Here is a 24,672-nt window from a genome sequence, read left to right as displayed (position 1 = left end):
GGACTTGAGGAGGGGCCCCGGTGGACGCGGGTTCCGCCGGGGCCCGGAGCAGCAGAAGTCTTTAGCGGTTCATGGGGGATTCGTTCACCCCGCGGGAGGGTGGCGTCAGGGCGTACCCCAGCAGTCTGCGCACCGCGTCGGAGCGGCGGTGGCGCAGGGCGCCCGGCAGCATCGTCAGCGCGTGCAGCCGCATCGAGAGGTGACGGCGGGCCGACTTGGCGGCCTTGTGCCAGCCGTCCTTGTCGAGTTCGTCGGCGACCTCGTTGAAGAACCGCACGGCCTCCCCGAACCGCGACCCGGTCGCCGCCTCCGCGGAGGACAGCGACGCGGAGTGCCTGCGGTAGCGGAACGCGGGCGCCGGGTCCACGACGAGCTTCTCACCGCGCCGGATCAGCTCGATGATCAGCGCCAGGTCCTGGATGACGGACAGCTCCTCGCGGAACCCGATCGCCTTCACCGCGTCCGTGCGCCAGCAGATCGACGGGAAGTACAGCCAGTTCCCGCCCAGCAGGTTCGCGGCGAGGGGCTCCCCCGACAGCACGAGACGCTCGCCGTCACTGGTCTTCGGCGCGTACAGGCGCCGCTTCACCTCGTCGCCCAGGGTCGTCGCCGGCTTGCCGTGCTCGTCGATCACCTCGACGCCCGGCTGGTAGATCGCCGCCCCCGGCTCCGCCTCGATCGCCGCCCGCAGCGTCGCGACGTACTCCGGCATCATCAGGTCGTCGCTGCCGAGCATCGTGAAATGCGTGGCCTCGACGAGGTCCACGCACTTCTGGAAGTTGCGGGTGATGCCGAGGTTCACCTCGTTGCGCTCGTAGCGCACCCGCTCGTCGCCGAGCGACGCGAACCACTCCGGCACACCCGGCTCGCGGCCGTCGTCGACGACGGTCAGCCGCCAGTCCGGGTCGGTCTGCTCCAGGACGCTCCGCACGGCCGCCTGCATCAGAGCGGTGTCGCCGTAGTGCGGCAGCATGATGTCGATGGTCACGAGACCTGCTTCTCCAGTGCCTTCGGCGCCTTCTGCGCGGACTTCTTGCGCGCCGGGCCCAGCGCGGAGCGGCGGCTGAAGGCCAGCAGCAGGATCATTCCGATCCGGCCCAGGTACAGCGTCGCCTTCCACGGCGACTGGCTCGGCGTCCCGGTCGTCCGCGCCCGCATCGCGACCGGCACCTGCTCGACCTTGTACCCGGCGCGCACGACGGCGATCGTCGACTCGACGGTGTCGCCCAGGTACTCCACCGGGTACCAGCGCGCGAACGCGTCGATCAGATCCGGACCGCAGGCCCGGAAGCCCGAGGTCACGTCGGTCAGCTTGGTGCGGGCCATCCGCGACAGCCAGAACGCCAGCACGAGCATCGCCCAGCGGCGCGGACCGCGCGCCTCGTACTCGCCGGTGCCGGCGAACCGGGCCCCCATCACGAGGTCGGCGCCGGCGGCGAGGCGCTCTATCAACTCCGGTACGTTGCGCGGGTCGTGCTGGCCGTCCGCGTCGACCTGGATCGCGATGTCGTAGCCGCGGTCGTGCGCGAACTTGTAGCCGGCGCGCATCGCGCCGCCCACCCCGAGGTTGTACGGCAGCTTCATCACGGTCGCGCCGGCGGCGGCGGCCACCTTCGCGGTCTCGTCCGCCGAGCCGTCGTCCACCACCACGACGTCGACGCCCGGCAGTGTCGCGTAGACCTCCTTGATGACGTCGGCGACGCCCTCGGATTCGTTCCACGCGGGCATGATGATCAAGACGCGCTTGCCGTCGATCACTTGAGCCTCCCCGAGTCCCCCGAGGTGACGGTCGTCTCACCCTCGGACAGTTGTTGACGCAGCTCCTGGACGTCGACGCGCAGCAGCGCGACCTCCTCGGAGAGCGTCCGTCCCTCCTCCTCCAGGTGCCCGACCTCCCAGCTGAGCTGGAGGCAGACGATGAACAGGAAGGCCACGCTGAGGAAGAGGATCAGGCTCACACCCGAGCGGACCCCGACATTGCGCGCGACCCAGTCGAGGCCGGAGGGGAAGAAACCCAGCGGGATGATCACCATGCCGGTGAACACCCACAGGAACGCGTACTTCTCCTTGAGCTTGCGGCGGCGCAGGAGTTCCACGATGCAGAGCACCAGGAAGACGCCGGTGACCGAGGTCAGCATCCACAGTTGCATGGCTAGAGGGCCTGTCTACTCTTCCGGAAGGTGGACGGCCACAGAAGGGGGCCGTCGGACTGTGATCCACTGCCCGTCACATTGACTACCCAGAGTGAGGGGAAGATGGTCACTCTCGTCAGTGCGGCGAACGGTAGCCTACACGAGCACGAACAACGAGTGTCATGAAGGCGACCACAGCGAAAGACCCCGCGCTGTAGGCCACCTCGACCCTCGTCCGCAGCTCCAGCGAGCTGAACGTGACCGCCAGCAGCACGGCCGTCCCGAACACCCACGCCATGAGCTGTTTACGTGCTCCGCCGCTGGTCAGCAGGGCCTGCCCGAGGACCATCGCGAGCATGTAGAGGGTCGTCCCGAGCGACAGCCACGCGAAGTCGACCGCCGTCAGCACGGCCGGCGCCCCGAACAGCGCGGGCAGCAGCAGCGGACCCAGCGCGGTCGCGCCGATCCCGCCCGCCACTCCCAGACTGCCGGTGATCGTCGCCGCCCGCACCAGCAGCCGCCGGTAGCCCGTCCAGTCGCCCTCCGCCGCCGCCGAGGAGAGCCCGGCCAGCAGGGACACCTGGAACGCCCCGAACACGAACAGCGGGACGCGGGCCAGGACCAGCGCCGACAGCAGCGCCGCGACCAGCGCGTCGTCGTTCGTGGAGATCAGCTTCGTACTGATCACCGCGATGTTCACCAGCACCTGCGCGAGCAGCGTCGAGCCGACCAGCAGGCCGAGGTGCTCGATCAGGTCCCGCCAGTGCGCCGGGGAGCCGTGACGGCTGCCGCTGAGCACCGGCTTGATCGTGAGGAGGACGGCGATCAGCGGGGCGACCGTGAGGACGGCCGCGAACGCGAACACCGACTTCACCCCGGCCACCGCGAGGACGCCCGGCAGGATGATCCTGAGCGCGCCGTCCAGGCCGAGCTGGGTGCCGTACGCCTGGAAGCGGCCGAGGCCGGCCAGGACGCCACGGGTCACGTACGCGATCGCGAGGGCCGCGAAGGCGCCGCCCAGGGCGAGGACGAGGGACTCGTCGCCGTGGAAGAAGACGTCCGCGATCTTCCCCGAGAAGACCGCGAGCGGCACCAGCACGGCCGCGAGGAGCCCGAGCGACAGGGCCGCGCCCCGGCGCAGCACCGGTGCCACCCCGTCGCCGTGCACCGTCCGGGCCGCGACGAGGCGGGTGATCTCCTGCTCGACCGGGAAGAACAGGCCGAGCCCGATCGACGAGACGACCGTCCACAGCACCGAGAAGCTCGCCATGTCGTCGACGTCGAGCGTGTGCCCGGCCGCCGCGAGATGGACGTAGCTCGCGACGCCGAGCAGCGCCGTCCCGGCGCCGACGAACGCCGTCCCGGTCGGCAGGGCGGTCGTGATCCGGTCCAGAAGACTCACGCGAGCACCTTCAGCGCCTGTGCCAACTGGTCCTTCCAGTAAGGCTGTTCGGCGATCCCGGCGGCGGCCCAGCGGTCGTGCGCCAGGACGCTGTACGAGGGGCGGCGGGCCGGGCGGACGAACTTCTCGGACGTCGTCGGCCGCACCCGCTCCGGGTCCAGTCCCGACAGCTCGAAGGCCGCGCGCGCTAGATCGAACCAGGTGGCCGTACCGGACGCCGTACCGTGATAGACGCCCGCCGGAGCCTTCCGGTTCATCGCCGCCTCGCCCAGATCCGCGATCTGCCCGGCCAGCGCCACCGTCCACGTCGGCTGGCCGCGCTGGTCGTCCACGACCTCGACGGTGTCCCGGGTCTCGGCCAGCCCCAGCATCGTCGAGACGAAGTTGCGGCCGTGCGCGCCGTACAGCCAGGCCGTGCGGACGACATAGCCGGTGTCCGGCAGCAGAATCTTCACGGCATCCTCACCGACCAGCTTCCCGCGCCCGTAGGCGTTCAGGGGAGCGGTGGGGGAGTCGTGCCGGTAGGGCTCCGTGGCGTCGCCCGGGAAGACGTAGTCCGTGGAGACCTGCACCAGCCGGGCGCCGGAGGCCGCGCACGCCTCGGCCAGCACGCGGACGGCCTCGCCGTTCACGCGGGTCGCGGCGGCCTCGTCCGTCTCGGCGCCGTCCACGTCGGTCCACGCGGCGGCGTTCACAACGACGTCGTGGCCCGCGACGGCGTCCCGGACGGCGGCCGGGTCGGTGATGTCCAGGTCGGCCCTGGTCAGCGCGGTGACGTCACCGGTCACCGTCTCCACGAGGTCCCGGCCGAGCATCCCGCCCGCGCCGGTGATCAGCCAGCGCGTCATGCCGGGAGCGCCGCCTTCGCCTTGAGCGGCTCCCACCAGGCGCGGTTGTCGCGGTACCACTGGACGGTGTCGGCGAGGCCCTGTGCGAACGTCACCTGCGGCTCGTAGCCCAGCTCGGCGCGGATCTTCTCGATCGACAGGGAGTAGCGCAGGTCGTGCCCGAGCCGGTCCGTGACGTGCTCGACGCTGTCCCAGCCCGCCCCGCAGGCGTCAAGGAGCAGACCCGTCAGCTCCTTGTTGGTCACCTCGGTGCCGCCGCCGATGTGGTAGACCTCACCGGCCCGCCCGCCGCGCAGCACCAGCTCGATGCCCCGGCAGTGGTCGGAGACGTGCAGCCAGTCCCGGATGTTGAGGCCCTCGCCGTACAGCGGGACCTTCTTGCCGTCCAGCAGGTTCGTCGTGAACAGCGGGATCATCTTCTCCGGGAAGTGGTACTGCCCGTAGTTGTTCGAGCACCGGGTGACGACGACGTCCATGCCGTGCGTGCGGTGGTAGGAGAGGGCCAGCAGGTCGGAGCCCGCCTTCGACGCCGAGTACGGGGAGTTCGGGGCCAGCGGCCAGTCCTCGGTCCAGGAGCCCTCGCTGATCGAGCCGTACACCTCGTCCGTCGAGACGTGCACGAAGCGGTTCACGCCGTGCCGCTTGGCGGCGTCCAGCAGGACCTGCGTACCCAGCACGTTCGTCGTGACGAAGGGGGAGGAGTCCGCGATCGAGCGGTCGACGTGCGACTCGGCCGCGAAGTGCACGACCGCGTCCTGGCCGCGCATCACGTCGTCCACCGTGCCGAAGTCGCGGATGTCGCCCTGGACGAACGTGTAGCCCGCCTTGTCCGCCACCGGGGCCAGGTTCTCCTGGTTGCCGGAGTAGGTCAGGTTGTCCAGCACCGTGACCTGTGCGCCCTCGCCCGAGGGCAGCTCGTTCAGAAGCAGGGCCCGTACGAACTGTGACCCGATGAAGCCGGCGCCGCCGGTGACAAGAATCCTCATAAGAACCCGCATTCTAGGCCGTCGGGATGGGTACTGTTCCGCGCCTGTTGTCGAGGTGTTTGTTGTGGGAACTGTGCCCGACGAGCTCGGCGCCGCGACAATCGGGGGTCCCCGCCTGCCGTAGGGTGCTACTCCATGCGTGGAATTCTGCTCGCCGGTGGTACCGGTTCCCGACTGTGGCCGATCACCCGTGCGGTGTCGAAGCAGCTGATGCCGGTCTTCGACAAGCCGATGATCTACTACCCGCTGACCACCCTCGTGATGGCCGGCCTGCGGGACATCCTGATCATCACCGGACCCGACGAACGCCCCCAGTTCGAGCGGCTCCTCGGCGACGGCTCCGACTGGGGCCTGAACATCGAGTTCGCCACCCAGGACGAGCCGAACGGTATCGCCGAGGCGTTCCTCATCGCCGAGGAGTTCATCGGGGACGAGCCCGTCGCCCTGATCCTCGGCGACAACATCTTCCACGGCGTCGGCCTCGGCCGGCAGCTCGCGCACTACGCCGAGCCGGCCGGCGGCGTCGTCTTCGCGCACGCCGTCTCCAACCCGACCGAGTACGGCGTCGTCGACTTCGACGAGGACGGCCGCGCCCGCTCCATCGAGGAGAAGCCCGAGCGGCCGAAGTCCCGGTACGCCGTCCCCGGGCTGTACTTCTACGACAGCCGCGTCGTCGAGATCGCCAAGGGGCTCAAGCCGAGCGCGCGCGGCGAGCTGGAGATCACCGACGTCAACAAGTACTACCTCGACCGCGGCGAACTCCAGGTCTCCGTCCTCGACCGGGGCACCGTCTGGCTCGACACCGGCACCTTCCAGTCCCTCGTCCAGGCGTCCGAGTTCGTCCGCGTCGTCGAGGAACGCCAGGGCATGAAGATCGGCTGCCTCGAAGAGGCCGCCTGGCGGGCCGGGTTCATCGACGACGCGCGACTGCGCGCGCTCGCCGAGCCGCTGCTCAAGAGCGGGTACGGCACGTACCTGCTCGACCTGCTCACGTACGACGCCTGAGAGGACCTCGACATGAAGGTCAGCCCCCTTTCCATCGAGGGCGCCTGGGAGTTCGTGCCGCAGCAGTTCGGCGACGCCCGGGGCATGTTCATGGAGCTGTACAAGGCCGAGCGGCTGGAGGAGGCGGTCGGCCACGCGCTGAACCTCCGGCAGGCCAACCTCTCCGTCTCGGCGGCGGGAGTCGTCCGCGGCATCCACTTCGCGGACGTCCCCCCCAGCCAGGCCAAGTACGTCACCTGCGTGAAGGGCGCCGTCCTCGACGTCATCGTCGACATCCGCGTCGGCTCCCCGACCTTCGGCAAGTGGGAGGCCGTCCGCCTCGACGACGAGTCCCGTAACGCCGTCTACCTCTCGGAGGGCCTCGGCCACGGCTTCTGCGCCCTCACCGACGGCGCCACGGTCACCTACCTGTGCTCCGAGGGCTACGCCCCCCAGCGGGAACGGGGGCTGCATCCCCTTGACGCGGAGATCGGCGTGCAGTGGCCGGTGTCCGGCGAGCCGGAACTCTCGGCGAAGGACACGGCGGCACCGACCCTCGCCCAGGCGCTGGAGCTGGGGATTCTGCCGAAGTACGAGGACTGCGTGGCGTACAGGCGTTCGCTGGCTTCCGCACTCTGAAACGAGCGCGCATCACCCCGACCCCCTCACGTACATTGCGAATCCCAGACGCAGTGAGGACACGCAGGTGACAGCGGCAAGGCAGCGGGTAGCGGACGCACGGCGCATCGTCGTCAAGGTCGGATCTTCCTCTCTCACCACCGCCTCCGGCGGCCTCGACGCCGACAGAGTCGACGCGCTGGTCGACGTCCTGGCCAAGACCCGCAGCGGCGGCGAGAAGGAGATCGTCCTCGTCTCGTCCGGGGCGATCGCGGCCGGCCTCGCCCCGCTGGGCCTGCGCCGCCGCCCCAAGGACCTGGCCCGCCAGCAGGCCGCCGCCAGCGTCGGCCAGGGCCTCCTCGTCGCCCGCTACACCGCCAGCTTCGCCCGCCACGGCGTCCGCGTCGGCCAGGTCCTCCTGACCAGCGACGACATGAGCCGCCGCGCCCACCACCGCAACGCCTCCCGCACCCTGGACAAGCTCCTGGCGATGGGCGCGTTCCCGGTCGTCAACGAGAACGACACCGTCGCCACGGACGAGATCCGCTTCGGCGACAACGACCGCCTCGCCGCCCTCGTCGCCCACCTCGTCCACGCCGACCTCCTCGTCCTCCTCTCGGACGTGGACGGCGTCTACGACGGCGACCCGAGCAAGCCCGGGACAGCGAGGATCGCCGAGGTCCACGGCCCCGCCGACCTCGCGCACGTCGAGATCGGCAGCACCGGCAAGGCGGGCGTCGGCACGGGCGGCATGGTCACCAAGGTCGAGGCCGCCCGCATCGCGGCTGCCGCCGGTATCCCCGTCGTCCTGACCAGCGCCGTCTTCGCCGCCGAGGCCCTCATCGGCGGCGACACCGGCACCTACTTCCACCCCGCCGGCAAACGCTCCGCCGACCGCCTGCTCTGGCTCCAGCACGCCTCCACCCCGCAGGGCTCGCTGACCCTGGACGACGGCGCGGTCAAGGCGGTCGTCGAGCGCCGCACGTCGCTCCTCCCGGCGGGCATCGCGGCGGTCGAGGGCGACTTCAGCGCCGGGGACCCCGTCGAACTGCGGGACGCGCGGGGGCGGGCCGTGGCGCGGGGGCTCGTCAACTTCGACGCGAAGGAGATCCCGCAACTGCTCGGGAGGTCCACGCGGGAACTGGCGAAGGAGCTGGGGGCGGCGTACGAGCGGGAGGTCGTGCACCGGGACGACCTGGTGGTGCTGGCCCAGCCCTGAGGGGCGGCCCTGCGAGGCGGCCCCGAGGGGTGTGCGGGACGGGAAAAGGGGCAGGGGAATCGAACGGCTCCCGTACCGCCGGGGGACGTTCCGTGAAAGTGCCGCGCGGCACGCCGCGGCCTGCTCAACTGTGTTCCAGGTACAACCTGTCGAGGAGGCCGCCGTGAGTCGAGCGCGCCCCGGGCCCACCGCCCGCGGGGGACTGACCAGCGTCGCGGCGGGCGACAGCTTCCAGGAGCCGAGGGAGCTGCCCCGCCTCTGGCACGTCACCCTCAGCGTCTCCGGCGCCGCCGTCCCCGTGAAGGACCTCCGGCGCGGTCTGGAACAGCTCGCCCACGACCACCCCTTCCTCCTCACCAGCCGCTATGCCTCCGACCACGCCGAGATCCGCTACTGGGAGGAGGCCCGCGACCTCCACGACGCCGCCGCCGTCGCCCTGCGCCTGTGGGGCGAGCACCGCCAGACGGCCGGGCTGCCCTCCTGGGAGATCGTCGGCCTGGAGGTCATCGGCCGCGAGACCTACCACCAGCGCGTCGCCGAGGGCTACGGCCCCGCGCCGGCGACACCGGTCGGCGTCCACCCCTTCTGAACCGCGTCTCGCGGTGTGGACCACGATCTGGACGCCCCCTCCCGGCGCACTACGCTTTCCCCCATGACCACGCTCTCTCCGTACGACGCCATGTCCCCGGTCATCGAGGCCGCCTACCGGGCCAAAGCCGCCGCCGCCGACCTCGCCCCGCTGCCGAGGGCCGCCAAGGACGACGCGCTGCTGGCGATCGCGGACGCGCTGGAGGTCCGCACCGCGGAGATCGTCGAGGCGAACGCGGAGGACGTGGCGCGGGCCCGGGAGGCCGGGACGAGCGAGTCGGTCATCGACCGGCTGACCCTCACCCCGGAGCGGATTCGGGCCATCGCCTCCGACGTCCGGGACGTCGTCGCGCTGCCCGACCCGGTCGGCGAGGTCGTCCGCGGCTCGACCCTGCCCAACGGCATCGACCTGCGCCAGGTGCGGGTGCCGCTCGGGGTCGTCGGGATCATCTACGAGGCCCGGCCCAACGTGACCGTGGACGCCGCCGCCCTCTGCCTCAAGTCCGGCAACGCCGTCCTGCTGCGCGGCTCCGCCTCCGCCTACTCCTCGAACTCGGCGCTCGTGCGGGTCCTGCGGGACGCGGTCGGCGGCTCGGGGCTGCCCGCCGACGCCGTCCAGCTCGTCCCGGGCGAAAGCCGGGAATCCGTACGGGAGTTGATGCGGGCACGCGGACTCGTCGACGTCCTCATCCCGCGCGGCGGCGCCTCCCTGATCCGGACCGTCGTCTCCGAGTCGATCGTCCCGGTCATCGAGACGGGCACCGGCAACTGCCACGTCTACGTCGACGCGCAGGCCGACCTCGACATGGCGATCGACATCCTCGTCAACTCCAAGGCCCAGCGCGTCAGCGTCTGCAACGCCGCCGAGACCCTCCTCGTCCACCAGGACATCGCCCCCGAGTTCCTGCCCCGCGCCCTCGACGCCCTCGCGGAGGCCGGGGTCACCGTCCACGCCGACGAGCGGGTCATGGCGTACGCGAAGGACTCGTCCGCGACGGTCGTGGAGGCCACCGCCGAGGACTGGGAGACGGAGTACCTGTCGTACGACATCGCCGCGGCCGTCGTCGACTCGCTGGACAAGGCCGTCGAGCACATCCGGCTGTGGACCTCCGGCCACACCGAGGCGATCGTCACCACCTCCCAGCAGGCCGCCCGCCGCTTCACCCAGCTGGTCGACTCGACGACGGTCGCCGTGAACGCCTCCACCCGGTTCACGGACGGCGGACAGTTCGGGTTCGGCGCGGAGATCGGCATCTCCACCCAGAAGCTGCACGCCCGGGGCCCGATGGGCCTGCCGGAGCTGACCAGCACGAAGTACATCGTCACCGGGGACGGCCACATCCGTAAGTGAGCGCCTCCGCGTGAGAGGCGTCTCATCAGGTGGCCGAATATCCATACCGTCTGCCCAAACGGACCCCCCAGGTCTACTCTGGAACGGTGCCGGAGGACGTGGGGGGCACGCCGTTCCCTGACGGCGGACAGCCCGACGACGACCACGACCGCGGGGTGTCGGACGAAGAGTTCGCCTCCGTGGTCTTCGACGAGGCGTTCGTGAAGGCGGCGGCGTTCCACGAACCCACCGCCGTCGAACGCCTCCTGGCCGCCGCCGAGGCGAGAGCCGAGGCCGAGGCCGAATCCCGCCGCACCAGACCCCGCCCCGACCGGTACGACGACGGCGACGGCCGTGAGCCGGGCGGCCACCGCCCCGCGGACGACCTCGACGACCTGGACGACCCCGAGGTCCTCGACGCCCGCTACGGCGCCCCCGCCTCGTACGGCTTCTACGGGACGTACGGCAAACAGGTCCGCTGGCACCGCCCCGTCGCCTGGATGCTCGCGCTCCTCATGGGCATCGGCATGGTCGCGCTCGCCTTCACCGCCGTCTACCGGGGCTCGTCCTCGGGCGGCGGCCGGCAGCAGGCGCCGCCCGCCTCGACCGGCGTGGACACCACCCCGTCCGCGTCCGCCGAACAGATCCCGCCAGTCGTCTCGGTGGTTCCGCGCACCCCGTGAACGGTTGCTGAGAACCTGTCAGAAGTTGTCCTGCGACTGGGCGTTTACCCGAGGCTCCTGAGACCTACTCTGAAGGTATGGGCGGGCCTGGAGACCCACCGGAGGGGACACCCGAGGGCGCTCCTGCCGGTGGAGAGGACGAGTACCGATCCGTCGTCTTCGACGAGTCGTTCGTCCGCGCTGCCCGCCTCCAGGAGTACTCCGCGCAGGAGCGGATCGGCGACCACGCGCCCGCCGTCCGCCGCCGCCCCCCGCCGCTGCGCCGGGGGTTGAGCCGGCAGGCGCTCGCCCTCGTCATGCTGATCATGATCGCCTTCGGTACGGCGATCTACATGAGCGTCCGCAACCCCTACCAGTCACCGGCCGCCCGGCGCGCGGTCGAGCCGCTGCGGATGACCGTCGTCCCGCTCGCCCCGCAGTCCCCGGTGCCAGGCGCCGCCGACGCCGCGTTCCTCTACGCGCACAGCCCCGCCGCCGACTTCCGCATCGGCGCCGAGGGGATCACGCTGCCCGCCGCCCGGCGCACCGCCCACTTCTCCGACAGCCAGATCGTCACCGCGCTGACCACGGCCAAGGAGTACATCGTCCGCTCCGCGCTCTACCCCGAGGTCGTCCTCGGGGAGCAGATCCGCGCGCCCCGGGTGCTGCTCGACTCCGACCAGCTCGACCAGTTCGACGCGAGCTTCACCCATCCCTCCGCCGACGGGCTGCACGCGCCGACCGGCTGGCTCGTCCGCTTCGACGCCAAGCAGGTCAGCCTCGCCGACCCCGGTATCCGGGTCAGCGGCAATCTCGGCATCGCCGAGACGGACGCGGAGACGCTGGAGGTGACGGCGGACCACACGTTCGTCTACGCGCTGCGCCCCGCCGCCGCGTCCGCCACCGCCCGGATCTCCCTGTTCACCGTCCGCCGTGAACTGCACTTCCGCTTCGACCGCGACGACCTGCGGCTGCGCCAGACCCAGCTCCTCGTCTCCTCGGTCCAGGCGGGCCCCCTCGCCTGCTCCTCCGACGCCGTCGACCACCTCCGCCCCCTCCTGGCCGGCCAGACCGCGGGAACGGCCGGCCCGGCCGGCACCGACCCCTACGCGACGGGCACGACAGCGGCACTGTGCGGAACGCTGGCGGGGAGCGCGTTGCCGAAGGTATGAGAGGGCAAACGCGAAGATCCCGCCCCTTGCGGGACGGGATCTTGATCAAGTGGAGCTAAGGAGAATTGAACTCCTGACCTCCTGCATGCCATGCAGGCGCTCTACCAACTGAGCTATAGCCCCTCGCGTTCTTCCCGTTCCGGCTGGCCGGGCGAACAAGAAGAACTCTAGCCTGCGACCTGCCGGAAAGTGAAATCCGGGGTTTGCCGTGGTCAGAGGCCGCGTCAGGTGTCGTCGCCGAGGACCGGCTCGGGCAGCGTCCCGGCGTTGTGCTCCAGGAGCCGCCAGCCCCGGGCACCCTCGCCGAGGACCGACCAGCAGCAGTTGGAGAGCCCGCCGAGGCTCTCCCAGTTCCCGGACTCCAGACCGAGGAGCCGGCCGATGGTGGTGCGGATCGTCCCGCCGTGGCTGACGACGACGAGCGTCCCGCCGTCGGGCAGCTTGTCGGCGTGGCGCAGGACGACGGGGGCGGCGCGGTCGGCGACCTCCGTCTCCAGCTCGCCGCCACCCCGGCGGACCGGCTCACCGCGCTTCCACGCGGCGTACTCCTCGCCGTACCGGGCGACGATCTCCTCGTGGGTCAGCCCCTGCCAGACCCCCGCGTACGTCTCGCGCAGCGCCTCGTCGTGGGTGACGTCGAGGTCCGTCAGCTCGGCCAGCTCGGCGGCCGTGGCGGCGGCCCGGGAGAGGTCGGAGGCGACGATCGCGTCCGGCTTCAGCGAGGCCAGCAGCCGGGCGGCCCGGCGGGCCTGGGCGGCACCGGTCTCCGTCAGCGCGACGTCCGTCGTGCCCTGGAAGCGGCGCTCCACGTTCCACGCGGTCTGGCCGTGCCGCCACAGGATGACCCGGCGCCCCCGGCCGCTCCTGCCGTCGCTGACCTCACCGGTGGCGCTCACCACTCGCTGCCCGTGTCCTCGGCGGCCTGGAGCTTGGCGTGCTCCTCTGCCTTGCCGCGCGTCGCCTTCGCGTCCGCGGGCAGCTCCAGCTCGGGGCAGTCCTTCCACAGCCGCTCCAGCGCGTAGAAGACCCGCTCCTCGCTGTGCTGGACGTGGACGACGATGTCGACGTAGTCGAGCAGCACCCAGCGCGCCTCGCGGTCGCCCTCGCGGCGCACCGGCTTCGCGCCGAGCTCCTTGGCGAGCCGCTCCTCGATCTCGTCGACGATCGACTTGACCTGCCGGTCGTTGGGCGCGGACGCGAGCAGGAACGCGTCCGTGATCGACAGCACATCGCTCACGTCGTAGGCGATGATGTCGTGCGCGAGCTTGTCGGCCGCCGCCTGCGCGGCGGCCGAGATGAGCTGAAGAGAACGGTCGGTGGCGGTCACTGCACGGCTTTCCCTAGGCGGTCGTGTACCCCCCAAGGGTCTCACGGCCCGGAGATCACGGTGTCGACCGCTTGTAGTCCTTCCCCAGGACGACCGTCACGTCCCCGCTGGACGCGTCCGCCGACTTCTTCACCACCGACTCCGCGAGGCCCATCGTCTTGGCGACCTCGACGGCGTTGTTCTTGTCGGCGTCGTCGGCGTAGGTGACGGCCGTGGTGGAGGCGGTGGAGGCGACGGTGCCGCCGTCGAGGACGGTGAAACCGCCGTTCAGCAGGACGATGCGGGCGTCCTCGGAGTCGGCCTTTTTGCCGCTCGCGTTCTGCACGGAGACGCGGACTGCGGCATCCGGGTCCGGGCTCTTCGCGGTGCCGCCGAGGACGTTCTTGACGATCTCGGCGCCGGCCTCGGCGCTGAGCGTGCCGTCCTTCTGCACGGGCAGGGTGTCCGTCTTGTAGTCGCCGCCCTTGGCGAGCGAGGCGAGCCCCGCGAGGAACGCGCCGAGGTCCTTGTCCGTGAGGGAGGGGTCGAGGATCTGCGCGAGGGTCTGGACGGTGACGGTCGCGGCCTGCGCGTCCGTGGAGACCTTCCGCAGCACCCCCTGCATGACCTGCCCGAACCGGGCGAGCTGCGCGTCCTGCGGCTCCTCCTCGCCCCGGTAGGTGGCGTAGGCGACGGCCGACTTCCCGCTGAGCGACTGGTCCTCGCCCTTGCTGACGAGCGGTGCCTCGCCCTTCTTGGCGGCCGGGTCGGGGACGGTCGTGTCGGTGTCCACCTCGATGCCGCCGACGAGGTCGACGAGGTTCTGGAGGTAGGGGGTGTCCAGCCGCCAGGTCCCCTCGATGCTGGTGCCGAGGACGGTGTCGATGGCGTCGCGGGTGCCCGCCGAGCCGTCGTCGTCCACGGACTTCGCGAGGGTCGTGCTGTTGCCGTCGTCCGTGGTCACGACCAGGGAGTTCGGCAGCAGGACGGTCGTCCCGCGCTTCGCTGTGGTGTTGTCGACGAGGAGCAGCGTGGAGGTGCCGCCCTTCGCGGTGTCGTGCAGGTGGACGACGACGACGTCCCGTTTCTGGGCCTTGCCGGCGGTCGTCGCGGTGGCCTCGGAGTCCGAGGAGGACCCCGGGAGCTTGCCCGCGAACCAGAGGTAGCCGACCCCGCCGACGGCGACCAGCGCCATGACGACGACCAGCGCGACCAGCCGGCTCTTGGCCCGCCGCTTGGCCTCCTCACGCCGCTCGGTGCGGTTCTCGGTGAAGTTCAGCCAGTCGATGACGTCCTCGGAGTCCCCGTCGGGCTGCTCCACGAACGCGAACTGCTCGGTGTGGTACTCCCGTTGCTCCGGTTCTGGTTCCGCGCCGTCGCGGGAGACCGGTGCGGCCTCCTCCGCAGGGGCGGCGGGTTCGGGTTCGGGGGTGGTGTCGGGGGGCGCGGTCTGCTGCGGGATGTAGGCGGTCGCGGTCACCTGCTCCGGTTCCTGCGCCGCCTGCTGCCCGTAGTACGCGTCGTACGAGGGCGCCGCCTGGCCGCCGGTCCCGTAGGGGTCGTACCCGTAGCCCTGCTGGGGGTACTGCTGCTGGGGGTAGCCGGGCTGCTGGCCGTAGTAGTCGTAGCCCTGACCCTGCTGCTGGCCGGCGTACGGGTCGTAGGGCTGCTGCTGGGGGACCTGTTGCTGCTGGGGGCGGCCGTAGACGGGCCGGCCGTAGTCGTCGTAGCCCACGACGACGTACGGGGTCTCCTCGTCGTCGGACTGGTCCGCGTCGTATCGGTTGTTCACCGGTGCCCCTCTCGGCTCGCTCGCCTCACTCGCCGCGGTACAGCTCGCGCTTGTCGATGTAGCGCACGACGCCGTCCGGCACCAGATACCAGACGGGGTCGCCCTTGGCGACGCGCGCGCGGCAGTCGGTGGAGGAGATGGCGAGCGCCGGGACCTCGACGAGGGAGACGATGCCGTCGGGCAGGCCGGGGTCGGCGAGGTGGTATCCCACCCGGGTGACGCCGATGAAGTGGGCGAGGGCGAACAGCTCGTCCGTGTCGCGCCAGGTGACGATCTGGGCGAGGGCGTCGGCGCCGGTGATGAAGAACAGGTCGGTGTCCGGGTTGAGGGCGCGCAGGTCACGCAGGGTGTCGACGGTGTACGTCGGGCCGCCGCGGTCCATGTCGATACGGCTCACCGAGAACTGGGGGTTCTCGGCGGTCGCGATGACCGTCATCAGGTACCGGTCCTCCGCCGGGGAGACCGCGCGGTGGCTCTTCTGCCAGGGCTGGCCGGTCGGGACGAACACGACCTCGTCCAGATGGAACGCCGCGGCGACCTCGCTGGCCGCCACGAGGTGTCCGTGGTGGATCGGATCGAACGTCCCGCCCATGACGCCGAGTCGGCGCCTTCCCGGGTTCGACGGGCCGGTAGGCATGTCCTGCTCTCCCATGCGTGCAGACCCTACCGGCCCCGGGTGAAGGGTCCGGCGGGGTGGCTCAGCGGTCGCGGTTGAAGCGGGTGGTGATCCACAGCAGGAGCATCAGGATGATGAAGGCCCCGCCGCCGGTGACCAGCGGGTCCAGGCTCTGGTGGTTGCCCCCGTGCTCCTCGCCCTCGGCGGCGAGGGTGACCAACTGAACTGCGGTGCTGTGGAAGCTCATCTTCGTCAGGACCTATCCGGTGTGGGCGGCATAAAGACGTCGGCCCAATCGTACGGGGAGGGGTCCTCGGCGATCACCCCGACTCCACCGTTCAGGGACGGTCCGGGTGCCGGCTCCGGGCCGGATGCGGGCCGGTTGCGGGTCCGGGGAACTTTCGCCGCGCGTCAGTCGTCTTTCCGTCTGTAGCCCCGCAGCAGGAACCACCCCGTCAGCACACAGCCCACGACCATCACGAGCAGCACGATCCGGAGCAGGTTCCCCGGCCCCTGCTGGTCGGCGGCGGCTGCGGCGAGCCAGGCGGCGGGGTTGTGCTCCATGGTGCGGGACTCCTTCGGCTGTAGTGCCCGTCCACCGTAACTCCGCCTAGGCTGGCGACAGCCTCGGGGGCACAAAGGACCGCACAAGGGTCTGCAAAGGGGCCGCAAGCGGCTCCGTACAGAGCTCACTCCACATCGCACATGGGGGATGACATGTCCGACGACGGCCAAGAGCAGGGTGGACACGAGAACGTGCCCAGCAGGCAGCGCAGGCGATTCCCGGAGATCTCCTCACGTGCCTACGAACACCCCGCCGACCGTTCCGCCCTGGTCGCCCTGCGCAAGCTGAGCGGCTTCGACACGGTGTTCAAGGCGCTCAGCGGCCTCCTCCCGGAGCGCAGCCTGCGCCTGCTGTTCCTCTCCGACTCGGTCCGCGTCTCGGACCAGCAGTTCGCCCACCTCAACGACATGCTGCGGGACGCCTGCTACATCCTGGACCTGGAGAAGGTCCCGCCGATGTACGTCAACCAGGACCCGCAGCCCAACGCGATGTGCATCGGTCTCGACGAGCCGATCATCGTCGTCACCACCGGCCTCGTCGAACTCCTCGACGAGGAGGAGATGCGCGCGGTCGTCGGGCACGAGGTGGGCCACGCCCTCTCCGGCCACTCCGTGTACCGCACGATCCTGCTGTTCCTGACGAACCTCGCCCTCAAGGTCGCCTGGATTCCCCTCGGCAACATCGCGATCATGGCGATCGTGACGGCGCTGCGGGAGTGGTTCCGCAAGTCCGAGCTCTCCGCGGACCGCGCCGGTCTGCTGGTCGGCCAGGACCTCACGGCCTCCATGCGCGGCCTGATGAAGATCGCGGGCGGCAACCACCTCCACGAGATGAACGTCGACGCGTTCCTCAAGCAGGCCGAGGAGTACGAGCAGGGCGGCGACCTCCGCGACTCCGTCCTGAAGATCCTGAACGTCCTGCCCCGCTCCCACCCCTTCACGACGGTCCGCGCGGCCGAGCTGAAGAAGTGGGCCGAGTCCCGGGACTACCAGCGGATCATGGACGGCCACTACCCGCGCCGCTCGGAGGACAAGGACACCTCGGTGACCGACTCCTTCCGCGAGTCCGCCGCGAGCTACGCCTCCAACGTCAAGAACTCCAAGGACCCGCTGATGAAGCTGGTCACCGACATCGCGGGCGGCGCCGGCGACATCGGCGGCCGGGTCCGCCGCGGCTTCGGCGGCGGGAACCGCACCTCGACCCCGACGAAGGACCGCCCCCGGGAGGACACGGAGCCGGACACGGACGAGCAGTAGGACCTCACCACCGTCCCCGTACGAGCTGCCCCCGGACAGTTCGTACGGGGACGGTCCGTTTCCCGGCGCCCCTCACACCAGCAGGGCCGCCCGCTCCCGTGTCTGCGGGTCGCTCGGGGTGTAGACGACGATCCGGCACTCCGGCATCCCGTCGATCGACAGGGACATCGACGTCATCCGCAGCTCGCTGCCCGTGCACAGCCGGAAGACCTTCACCCGGCGGCCGGGTTCCACGACGTCTCCGGAGGTCCAGAGGCGGGCGAACATCGGGCTGACCGCGGAGAGGCGCCGTACGAAGTCCTCCCAGGCGGGCTCTCCGGCGTGCAGGCCGTAGGAGGAGCGCATGGTGGCGACCATCACCGGGAGTTCCTCGTCGCGGAAGGCGAGGGGGCACTCCTCCTCGCGGGCGGTGAACAGGCGCCACAGGGCGTTGGGCGCGGCTCCCTCGGGGGCCGGGACGGGGAAGAACAGGGTGCGGTAGGGGGAGTTGGTGGCGAGGATGTCGTAGCGGGCGTTGTAGACGACCGCCGGGCGCGGGGCGAGGGCGTCGAGGATGCCCTGGACCTCGGGGCCGACGCTGAGGGCGGAGCTCTCGGGGTGGGCGGTGAACGGGACGTCGGCCAGGTGGTAGAGGTGCTCCCGCTCGGGCGGGTCCAGCTTCAGCGTGCGCGCCACCGCGTCCAGCACCTGCGCCGAGGCGTTGATCGGGCGGCCCTGCTCCAGCCACGTGTACCAGGTGACGCCGACGCCCGAGAGCTGGGCGACCTCCTCGCGGCGCAGGCCCGGGGTGCGGCGGCGCAGACCCGGGGCCATGCCGACGTCCGCCGGGGTGAGTCTGGCCCGTCTGGTGCGCAGGAAGGAGGCCAGCTCCGGCCGGCGCCGCTGTGCCGTCGTCCTCATCGTCACGTCCCCCATCGTCACGTCCCCATCCTCGAACTCCCCGGCGTTCCTTGCCAGGTGGTGTCAGTACCAGCATCGGCGGGCTCTCGGCACCCGTACCGGGCCGGCGCCACGCTCGACGGCATGACCACCACACCCCGGACGGACCCGGGTTCAGCACCCGTCTCCTCCGTTGCAGACAGTAAAGAACACGGCACTGACAGTGGGTCGGGCCGGCTGCTCGCCGTCGTGCTCGCCGCCCTGTTCATGGCGCTCCTCGACGTCTTCATCGTCAACGTCGCGGCCCCCACGATCGGTTCCGACTTCGGAGCCTCCGGCGCCCAGCTCCAGCTGGTCGTCGCCGGGTACGCCATCACGTACTCGGTCCTGCTGATCACCGGCGCCCGCCTCGGCGACCGGCTCGGGCACGGCAGGGTCCACCTCGCCGGGCTCGCCCTGTTCACCGGCGCCTCGCTGGCCTGCGGGCTCGCCCCCGGCGTCGGCTGGCTGATCGCCTTCCGGCTGCTCCAGGGCGCCGGGTCGGCGGTGATGATCCCGCAGGTGCTGAGCCTCATCCAGCGGGCGTTCACCGGGGAGGCCCGGATGCGGGCGCTCGGCGTGTACGCGGCGGTCCTCGCGGTCGGGGCGGCGGCCGGGCAGGTGCTCGGCGGGGTGCTGGTGAGCGCGGACCTGTTCGGGACCGGCTGGCGGCCGGTGTTCCTCGTGAACGTGCCGGTCGGGCTGTTCCTGCTCGTCGTGGGCCGGCGCGTGCTGCCGCGCGGGGGCGGCGCCGAGTCCGCGCGCGGGCTCGACAGGACCGGTCAACTCCTGCTGGGGGCCGCCGTGTCGCTCGTCACCGTGCCGCTGGTGCTCGGGCAGGAGGAGGGCTGGCCGCTGTGGTCCTGGCTCTCCCTGGCGGCCGGAGGCGTCGTCTTCGCGCTGTTCTGCGCCCACGAGTCGAGGCTCGCCCGGCGCGGCGGCGCCCCGCTGATCGCGCCCCGGGTGCTGCGGCATCCCGGTACGGCCCTGGCCGTCGTACGCATCGCGGTCGTCATGGCGGTCAACGGGGGCTTTCTGTTCCTGCTGACGCTGCATCTCCAGACGGGGCTCGGGTACGGGGCGCTGCGGGCGGGGCTGACGTTCGCGCCGACCGCGGTGGTGTTCGGGGTGGTCGGGCTGACCTGGCGGTCGTGGCCCGCGGTGCTCCAACGGGCCCTGGTTCCCGGCGGGTTCGCGCTCGTCGCGGTCTCGGTGGCCGGGGTGGGGCTCGCGCTGCGGCACGGCGGCGAGGGCGGGGCGGCGGTGTACGCCGCGTACGTGGGCGTCGGGGCCGGGCTCGCGATGGCCTACGGGCCGACGCTGACGCGGGCGCTGGCCGGGGTGCGGGCCGAGGACGCGGCGGACGCCAGCGGGCTGCTCGCGACCGTCACCCAGCTCGGGCAGCTCGTCGGGGTCGCGGGCTTCGGCACACTGTTCCTGAACCGCCTTGAGTCACTTGGGGGCCCACGGGCGTATACCTCTTCGGAAGCACTTCTTGCCTGCGCGTACGTGCTCGCCGCGACCGCCGTCGTGGGGGCCGTGTCCGGACTGGTACTGAGGCGTCGCTGACCGTGTCGGCCCGACCGTGGCAGAATCAAACGGCCGGATGGGAGCGCGGCCCGACGGGAGGGAGCAGTGATGCCTGCGAGCATCCTCGGAGAGGGCGGCCACCTCTCCGATGCGGCGTCCACACGGGACACGGCCACCCGGCTCAGCTGCCCTTCCTGCGGTTCCGCGTTCGTCGCCCAGGTCCTCGGCGACAACGGCGGGATCTCCTACGTGTGCACGGCCTGCGGCCACAGCTGGAGCTGATCGATGGGTGCACACAGGCGGAAGTGCGACTGGTGCGGGAGCGGCACCCCGATCGTGCGTGACATGGAACCGGTGAACTCCGAGTACCAGTACTGGTGCGAGGAGTGTGCGCGGGCGCTGATCATAAAAGGCGACCCCATCGAGACGTACCGCGAGCTTGAGGGTGAGCCGATCTACGGACGCCTCCTGGAGGAGCACTGCACCCTCAAGCGCTTCTACTCCTTCGTCACCGCGTAATCGATTTGGTGGAGCACCCCGGTACCCGTTAATGTTGGCGTCGCCGCCGGGGGAACCGGGCGGACACCGCAAGGGGCTATAGCTCAGTTGGTAGAGCGCCTGCATGGCATGCAGGAGGTCAGGAGTTCAATTCTCCTTAGCTCCACAGCAGATCCCGCCGGACCGCGAAGGTCCGGCGGGATTCTTCATGTCCGGGGCCTCGTGTTCAGGGACGCTCCGGAAGGCTCCCGAGGAACTCCCGTACGGCCGGTGCGAGCGCCGTCCCCAACTCCTCGGCCGTCCGCACCTCTTCGGTCATCACCGGCGGACCGAGCACCCCGCGCGGCAGGACGGCCACGGCCGCCCCGGCGAGCGCTTCCGGGTGGCGGAAGTCGGCGCCGGGGACGATCAGGGCGGGGGCGGTGACCGCCGCGAGGTCCGTCACGTGCCCGAAGGCACGGTCGTACCCCAGGGCGCAGGCGGCGGCGACGCTCTGCGGGTCCGCCCTCGGGATCGCCTCGTGGACCAGGGCGCCGATCAGCGGGGAGAGGTGGGGCAGGACGTCCGACCAGGCCGCCGCCAGGCCGTCGGCGCGTACGCGCGCGGCGAAGTGCTCCAGCATCCGTGTCTCGGCGGCTTTCCCGGCGTCGTCCTCGATGTCCTCCAGTCCGGCCACGATCACCGCGCGCACGCGCGTGGGGTGGTCGGCCGCCGTCCGCAGGGCGATCGTGCCGCCGAGGCCGGTGCCCAGGAGGGCGGCTCGCTCCAGGCCGAGGTGGTCGAGGAGGGCGACGACGTCGTGGCCGTACCGCGCCCAGGTGTGCAGGGCCGGGTCGGGGCAGCGGGAGCGGCCGTAGCCGCGGATGTCGGGCAGGAGCAGGCGGTGGCCGTCGGCGAGGAGGCGGGCCAGGGGCAGGAGGCTGCGGTGGTCGGGGCCGCCGCCGTGCAGGAGGAGCAGGGGGGTGCCGGTGCCGAGGGCGGTCGCGTACAGGGGGTGGCTGTCGTCGCTCCGGTAGGTGACGTTCTCCACGCGGTGACTCCCTGGGGGTGGGTAAGGGTGCCCTTACCTTACCCGGGAGGGGTATGCGTGAGGGGCCGCCCTCGGGAGGACGGCCCCTTCTCGGTGTCCGGTCAGCGGCCCAGGGCCCGGCGGCCCCGGCCGCCGCCGTTGTTGTCGCGGTTGGAGAGGACCGGGAGGTTCTTGGCGGGGGCCTGGCCCCGGGTGTCCTCCTCGATGCGCAGGGCGAGCGCGGGGCAGCGGCGCACCGCGCGTAGAGCCTTGGCCTCGGCGTACCGGGGGACCTTCGCCTGGGCGACGGTGGGGAAGCCGTCGGCGCCGAGCTGGAAGACCTCGGGGAGGATGTCGGCGCACAGGCCGTGGCCCCGGCAGAGCGTCCAGTCGACGAAGATCTTCTGGCGGCTCCCGGAGGAGTCCTCGACGGGGGCTCCGCTGGAGATGCCGGCCGGCATCTGGCCGTCCTCGAAGAGCGGCAGCACGCCCTCCACGGGCCGTCCGCAGCCGTTCCCCAGGACGTGCGCCGCGAGGTCGTCCGTGAACGCCTTGATCGTCGACTCCAGGAACATCGCGGAGCCGTCGGGGTGCGAGCACGCCCCACGCCGCTTCACGTTCCGCGCGACCTGCTTGAGCGCCTCCAGGGCGGCCGGACCGCCGCCGTTGAGGATGTCCTCCATACCGCGCGCGGCGGCCGGCAGCCCGAGGTAGCAGGGGCCGCACTGCCCCGCGCTCTCCTCGGCCAGCCACTGCGCCACCCGCAGCGACTCGCCCAGCGGACACGTCTCCTGACTGATCGGCAGGATCGCCCCCGCGCCCAGCGCGCCGCCCACGGCGTCCAGGGAGTTGCGGGAGACGACGGCCTCGTTCACCGTCGCCGCGTCGATCCACTTGCCGTGGTAGCCGCCCGTCAGCACACCCTGCGGGACCGGCGGGGCACCGGCGAGCTGGAGGACGTAGCGCAGCGGCACGCCCGTCGGGACCTCGATGACCATCGGGCGGGCGACCGCGCCGGAGACGGTCAGCATGACGGTGCCCGGCTCGTCGTACAGACCCGTGTTGCCGTAGCGCTCCGGGCCGATGCGGGCCGCGATCGCGAGCTGGGCGAACGTCTCGGCGTTCGACAGGAGGGTCGGGGCGCCGCCGACGCCGTTCTGGGAGGCGCTGGTCTTGCGGCCGGGCGGGACCGCCGGGCCGCCGTCGATCGAGCGGATCAGGGACGCGGCGGCGCCCGTCACCATCCGGATCGGGTTGCGCTGCACGAACGCGCGCAGCGCCGAGCGGCGGCTGTCGCTGAGGCCGCGCTCGGCGAGCGCCGCCTCCATCGAGCGCTGCGTCGACTCCCGGGTGACCCCCACCACGAGCGTGCGGGCACCGAGCGCCTCGGCGCACAGCAGCGCGCCGTCCAGGATGAGGTGCGGGGCACGGTTGATCATCACCGTGTCCTTGCGGCAGGCCGGTTCGTCCTCACTGCCGTTGATGACGACGACGGGCCGGATGCCCTTCTTGATCGCCGCGTCCGCGACCGAGCGGAGCTTCTTGTGGAACGGGAAGCCCGCCCCGCCGCGCCCCTTGAGGTTGATCCGCTCGGCGAGCTGCGCGAGCTTCTCGCCGCCGATCGGCTCCAGCGGCCCGTGCACCTTGAGATGCATGGGCAGGTCGAGCCGCTCTACAAGGTCGAAACCCGACGTGAGCTGCGGAAGGCCGACCACGCGGACCTCTGGGACGTCGGGCAGGGCCTCGTTCACCTATAGCCTCCGGAAGGCGTGTTCCAGGCTTCGCCCGAGCCGGGCGTGGGGCCCTGGGAGCCGTTGTACGGGTCGTTCGGGTTGGGGGGGTTCTGGCCGGGCTGCTGGGCGCCGTACACCGGGATGTTGAACCCGGTGTCCTGCATCGGGTCGTACGCCGACGGCGGGGCCTCGCCGACCGGCGGCGGGGACGGCACGGGCCAGCTGCCGGACGTGCTGCCGGGGCCGTCCATCCGCGGCATCGCCGCCGTGGCCTGCGTGTCGTACGGCATGTTCGCGCCGTACGGCGGCTGCGGGGTCTGGGGCGCGTTGCGGTACGCCGCCGCGAAACCGCCGGCCTCCGGGGCGGGCGTACCGAACAGGGACGACGTCCTCGGGGCGTCGGAACGCTCGCCGCGCGGGGCGCGCTCCGCCGGGCCGGACTCCGAGACACGTGAGCGGCTCTGCTCCAGGTCGTCGCGCATGCCGGGCTCGGAGCCGATCACGGCGCCGATCCGGTCGGCGACACTGCGCTTGAACGAGCGGGGCGCGGCGCGCAGCGCGAGGGCCGCGATCACGCCGACCAGGCAGAGCTGGTAGCTCATCATGAAGAACGGCTTGGCCGCGCGGCCCGCGAACAGCCCGTGGATCAGGGCCGCGCACAGCGCCGGGTAGGCCATCATGTGCATCATCCGCCAGCGCGCGGCGGTCGCCGCCGGGGAGGCGAACTGGTTGCGCAGCGCCCCGGTCACCCCGACGAAGATCATGAGCAGCGCGGCCAGCGAGCCGAGGCCGATCAGCCCGCCGATGCCGGTGAAGCCGAGGCTGAACGGGATCAGGGCGCCGATCAGGGCGGTGTGCCCCAGGGCGACCTTGATGCTGATGTGGACGAGCAGGAAGGCGATCGAGGCGACGGCGGTCACCCGGTGGATGCCCTGCGCCATGATCCGCTGGCGCGTGTTGAGGATGAGCCGGTCCTGGGCGACGAGCCCCCAGATGACCGAGCAGGTGAGGCTCACCAGGGCGAGGACGCCCGCCCCGAAGTTCACGAAGTCCTGGAGCCAGGTGCCTCCGAGGACCACCACCACGGGTATGAGGACGAGGACGACAGCCGTCACGATCCCGTAGGCGGACATGCCCGGCTGAGCGAGTGAGGTGTTACTACGACGAGGGTTCATGGGGGCAACTCCGAGCAGTCCGGGAAAGCGGTCCCGCTGCCGAACTCTAAGTGGGCGCCATACCGATGGGTACGAGTTTGAGTTATTGGGCTGTTACCTAAGGGAGGGGCGGCCGAAGCGATGTCCCTATAGGGGTCGTTGTGTCGCATAATTTTTGAACGGTAGTCAGTTTTCGCTCCCGTGCTCGCGGTCTCGTACAGCTATACGCAACTCCGTCGCAGCTTGCTCAAACGCTGCGGTACCCTGACGACATGCGTGCTGTACGCCTTCTGCTTAGCGGGCCGCGCTGACCAGTCCCGACCACCGGTGAGTGTGGCCGGAGTCGGCGTGGCT

General features: G+C 71.2%; 27 protein-coding genes and 2 tRNA genes. 12 read left to right on the top strand and 17 right to left on the bottom strand.

Annotated features, from left to right (window positions below; all coding sequences use genetic code 11):
- Positions 1 to 61 precede the first annotated feature (61 nt).
- From ABZX85_RS10960 to rfbB, 6 genes are all read right to left on the bottom strand, one after another.
- Positions 62 to 988 carry a glycosyltransferase gene (locus tag ABZX85_RS10960; RefSeq protein ID WP_355864917.1) on the bottom strand — a complete coding sequence of 309 codons (927 nt, stop codon included), beginning with the start codon at positions 986 to 988 and terminating at the stop codon, positions 62 to 64.
- Entirely contained in the window at positions 985 to 1,758 is a 774-nt protein-coding gene (locus tag ABZX85_RS10955) for a glycosyltransferase family 2 protein (protein ID WP_355864914.1), read from the bottom strand. The genes ABZX85_RS10960 and ABZX85_RS10955 overlap by 4 nt, the downstream gene beginning before the upstream one ends.
- Positions 1,755 to 2,150 carry a DUF2304 domain-containing protein gene (locus ABZX85_RS10950; protein WP_355864911.1) on the bottom strand — a complete coding sequence of 132 codons (396 nt, stop codon included), beginning with the start codon at positions 2,148 to 2,150 and terminating at the stop codon, positions 1,755 to 1,757. The genes ABZX85_RS10955 and ABZX85_RS10950 overlap by 4 nt, the downstream gene beginning before the upstream one ends.
- A 118-nt stretch (positions 2,151 to 2,268) precedes the next feature.
- Complete coding sequence (locus tag ABZX85_RS10945; protein ID WP_355864908.1) at positions 2,269 to 3,534, bottom strand: hypothetical protein; 1,266 nt, start codon at positions 3,532 to 3,534, stop codon at positions 2,269 to 2,271.
- On the bottom strand, positions 3,531 to 4,382 hold the full coding sequence (gene rfbD, locus ABZX85_RS10940) for a dTDP-4-dehydrorhamnose reductase (RefSeq protein WP_355864905.1): 852 nt from the start codon (positions 4,380 to 4,382) through the stop codon (positions 3,531 to 3,533). The genes ABZX85_RS10945 and rfbD overlap by 4 nt, the downstream gene beginning before the upstream one ends.
- Positions 4,379 to 5,368, bottom strand: a complete 990-nt coding sequence (gene rfbB, locus ABZX85_RS10935; protein WP_355864902.1) for a dTDP-glucose 4,6-dehydratase — start codon at positions 5,366 to 5,368, stop codon at positions 4,379 to 4,381. Before rfbB ends, rfbD begins: the two co-directional genes overlap by 4 nt.
- A gap of 135 nt (positions 5,369 to 5,503) precedes the next feature.
- Between rfbB and rfbA the strand changes: the two genes are divergently transcribed.
- The 7 genes from rfbA to ABZX85_RS10900 all read left to right on the top strand — a co-directional run bounded on the left by rfbA (position 5,504) and on the right by ABZX85_RS10900 (position 11,941).
- Positions 5,504 to 6,373, top strand: coding sequence for a glucose-1-phosphate thymidylyltransferase RfbA (gene rfbA, locus ABZX85_RS10930; RefSeq protein ID WP_355864899.1), 870 nt, complete (start codon positions 5,504 to 5,506; stop codon positions 6,371 to 6,373).
- A gap of 12 nt (positions 6,374 to 6,385) precedes the next feature.
- A complete protein-coding gene (gene rfbC / locus ABZX85_RS10925) occupies positions 6,386 to 6,991 on the top strand; it encodes a dTDP-4-dehydrorhamnose 3,5-epimerase (RefSeq protein ID WP_355864896.1) in 606 nt (201 codons plus the stop codon).
- A 67-nt stretch (positions 6,992 to 7,058) separates the two neighbouring features.
- The gene (gene proB, locus ABZX85_RS10920; RefSeq protein WP_355864893.1) at positions 7,059 to 8,189 is read left to right on the top strand and encodes a glutamate 5-kinase; all 1,131 of its coding nucleotides are present in this window, start codon (positions 7,059 to 7,061) and stop codon (positions 8,187 to 8,189) included.
- A 163-nt stretch (positions 8,190 to 8,352) separates the two neighbouring features.
- Positions 8,353 to 8,778, top strand: a complete 426-nt coding sequence (locus ABZX85_RS10915) for a hypothetical protein (RefSeq protein WP_355864890.1) — start codon at positions 8,353 to 8,355, stop codon at positions 8,776 to 8,778.
- A gap of 63 nt (positions 8,779 to 8,841) precedes the next feature.
- A complete protein-coding gene (locus tag ABZX85_RS10910; protein ID WP_355864887.1) occupies positions 8,842 to 10,128 on the top strand; it encodes a glutamate-5-semialdehyde dehydrogenase in 1,287 nt (428 codons plus the stop codon).
- 86 nt (positions 10,129 to 10,214) lie between these two features.
- Positions 10,215 to 10,790: a hypothetical protein gene (locus ABZX85_RS10905; protein ID WP_355864884.1), complete on the top strand. Its 576-nt coding sequence runs from the start codon at positions 10,215 to 10,217 to the stop codon at positions 10,788 to 10,790.
- A gap of 77 nt (positions 10,791 to 10,867) precedes the next feature.
- A complete protein-coding gene (locus tag ABZX85_RS10900) occupies positions 10,868 to 11,941 on the top strand; it encodes a hypothetical protein (protein WP_355864881.1) in 1,074 nt (357 codons plus the stop codon).
- A gap of 50 nt (positions 11,942 to 11,991) precedes the next feature.
- Here ABZX85_RS10900 and ABZX85_RS10895 read toward each other — a convergent pair.
- The 7 genes from ABZX85_RS10895 to ABZX85_RS10865 form a co-directional block, all read right to left on the bottom strand.
- Positions 11,992 to 12,064, bottom strand: a tRNA-Ala gene (locus tag ABZX85_RS10895).
- Between the two features lie 101 nt (positions 12,065 to 12,165).
- Positions 12,166 to 12,837: a histidine phosphatase family protein gene (locus ABZX85_RS10890; RefSeq protein WP_355864878.1), complete on the bottom strand. Its 672-nt coding sequence runs from the start codon at positions 12,835 to 12,837 to the stop codon at positions 12,166 to 12,168.
- Positions 12,834 to 13,268 (bottom strand): ribosome silencing factor, encoded by a 435-nt coding sequence (gene rsfS / locus ABZX85_RS10885; protein ID WP_355864875.1) that lies wholly within the window; start codon positions 13,266 to 13,268, stop codon positions 12,834 to 12,836. Before rsfS ends, ABZX85_RS10890 begins: the two co-directional genes overlap by 4 nt.
- Positions 13,269 to 13,323: 55 nt before the next feature.
- Complete coding sequence (locus ABZX85_RS10880; RefSeq protein WP_355864872.1) at positions 13,324 to 15,039, bottom strand: LCP family protein; 1,716 nt, start codon at positions 15,037 to 15,039, stop codon at positions 13,324 to 13,326.
- A gap of 25 nt (positions 15,040 to 15,064) precedes the next feature.
- Positions 15,065 to 15,691 (bottom strand): nicotinate-nucleotide adenylyltransferase, encoded by a 627-nt coding sequence (gene nadD, locus ABZX85_RS10875; protein WP_355864869.1) that lies wholly within the window; start codon positions 15,689 to 15,691, stop codon positions 15,065 to 15,067.
- Positions 15,692 to 15,737: 46 nt separating this feature from the next.
- On the bottom strand, positions 15,738 to 15,902 hold the full coding sequence (locus tag ABZX85_RS10870; protein ID WP_355864866.1) for a hypothetical protein: 165 nt from the start codon (positions 15,900 to 15,902) through the stop codon (positions 15,738 to 15,740).
- Positions 15,903 to 16,066: 164 nt separating this feature from the next.
- The gene (locus tag ABZX85_RS10865) at positions 16,067 to 16,219 is read right to left on the bottom strand and encodes a hypothetical protein (protein WP_355864863.1); all 153 of its coding nucleotides are present in this window, start codon (positions 16,217 to 16,219) and stop codon (positions 16,067 to 16,069) included.
- A gap of 153 nt (positions 16,220 to 16,372) precedes the next feature.
- Here ABZX85_RS10865 and ABZX85_RS10860 point away from each other — a divergent pair, with 153 nt between their 5' ends.
- Entirely contained in the window at positions 16,373 to 17,476 is a 1,104-nt protein-coding gene (locus ABZX85_RS10860; protein ID WP_355864860.1) for a M48 family metallopeptidase, read from the top strand.
- 72 nt (positions 17,477 to 17,548) lie between these two features.
- Here the strand turns inward: ABZX85_RS10860 and ABZX85_RS10855 are convergent, their stop codons facing one another.
- Positions 17,549 to 18,376: a helix-turn-helix transcriptional regulator gene (locus ABZX85_RS10855; RefSeq protein WP_355865439.1), complete on the bottom strand. Its 828-nt coding sequence runs from the start codon at positions 18,374 to 18,376 to the stop codon at positions 17,549 to 17,551.
- Positions 18,377 to 18,604: 228 nt separating this feature from the next.
- Between ABZX85_RS10855 and ABZX85_RS10850 the strand changes: the two genes are divergently transcribed.
- The 4 genes from ABZX85_RS10850 to ABZX85_RS10835 all read left to right on the top strand — a co-directional run bounded on the left by ABZX85_RS10850 (position 18,605) and on the right by ABZX85_RS10835 (position 20,588).
- Positions 18,605 to 19,963, top strand: coding sequence for an MFS transporter (locus ABZX85_RS10850; protein ID WP_355865436.1), 1,359 nt, complete (start codon positions 18,605 to 18,607; stop codon positions 19,961 to 19,963).
- Between the two features lie 69 nt (positions 19,964 to 20,032).
- Entirely contained in the window at positions 20,033 to 20,206 is a 174-nt protein-coding gene (locus tag ABZX85_RS10845; RefSeq protein ID WP_355864857.1) for a hypothetical protein, read from the top strand.
- 3 nt (positions 20,207 to 20,209) lie between these two features.
- On the top strand, positions 20,210 to 20,443 hold the full coding sequence (locus tag ABZX85_RS10840; protein ID WP_007492859.1) for a hypothetical protein: 234 nt from the start codon (positions 20,210 to 20,212) through the stop codon (positions 20,441 to 20,443).
- A gap of 72 nt (positions 20,444 to 20,515) precedes the next feature.
- Positions 20,516 to 20,588: transfer RNA gene (locus ABZX85_RS10835), tRNA-Ala, on the top strand.
- A 60-nt stretch (positions 20,589 to 20,648) separates the two neighbouring features.
- On the opposite strand, the gene ABZX85_RS10830 is transcribed toward ABZX85_RS10835, so the two are convergent.
- The 3 genes from ABZX85_RS10830 to ABZX85_RS10820 form a co-directional block, all read right to left on the bottom strand.
- Complete coding sequence (locus ABZX85_RS10830; RefSeq protein WP_355864854.1) at positions 20,649 to 21,452, bottom strand: alpha/beta hydrolase; 804 nt, start codon at positions 21,450 to 21,452, stop codon at positions 20,649 to 20,651.
- 101 nt (positions 21,453 to 21,553) lie between these two features.
- On the bottom strand, positions 21,554 to 23,182 hold the full coding sequence (locus tag ABZX85_RS10825; RefSeq protein ID WP_355864851.1) for an NADH-ubiquinone oxidoreductase-F iron-sulfur binding region domain-containing protein: 1,629 nt from the start codon (positions 23,180 to 23,182) through the stop codon (positions 21,554 to 21,556).
- On the bottom strand, positions 23,179 to 24,339 hold the full coding sequence (locus tag ABZX85_RS10820; RefSeq protein WP_355864849.1) for a cytochrome b/b6 domain-containing protein: 1,161 nt from the start codon (positions 24,337 to 24,339) through the stop codon (positions 23,179 to 23,181). Before ABZX85_RS10820 ends, ABZX85_RS10825 begins: the two co-directional genes overlap by 4 nt.
- Positions 24,340 to 24,672: the final 333 nt, after the last annotated feature.

It is taken from the genome of Streptomyces sp. NPDC004539 (assembly GCF_040610055.1).
Lineage (GTDB): Bacteria > Actinomycetota > Actinomycetes > Streptomycetales > Streptomycetaceae > Streptomyces.
This window is presented reverse-complemented; position numbering and strand designations above follow the sequence as displayed.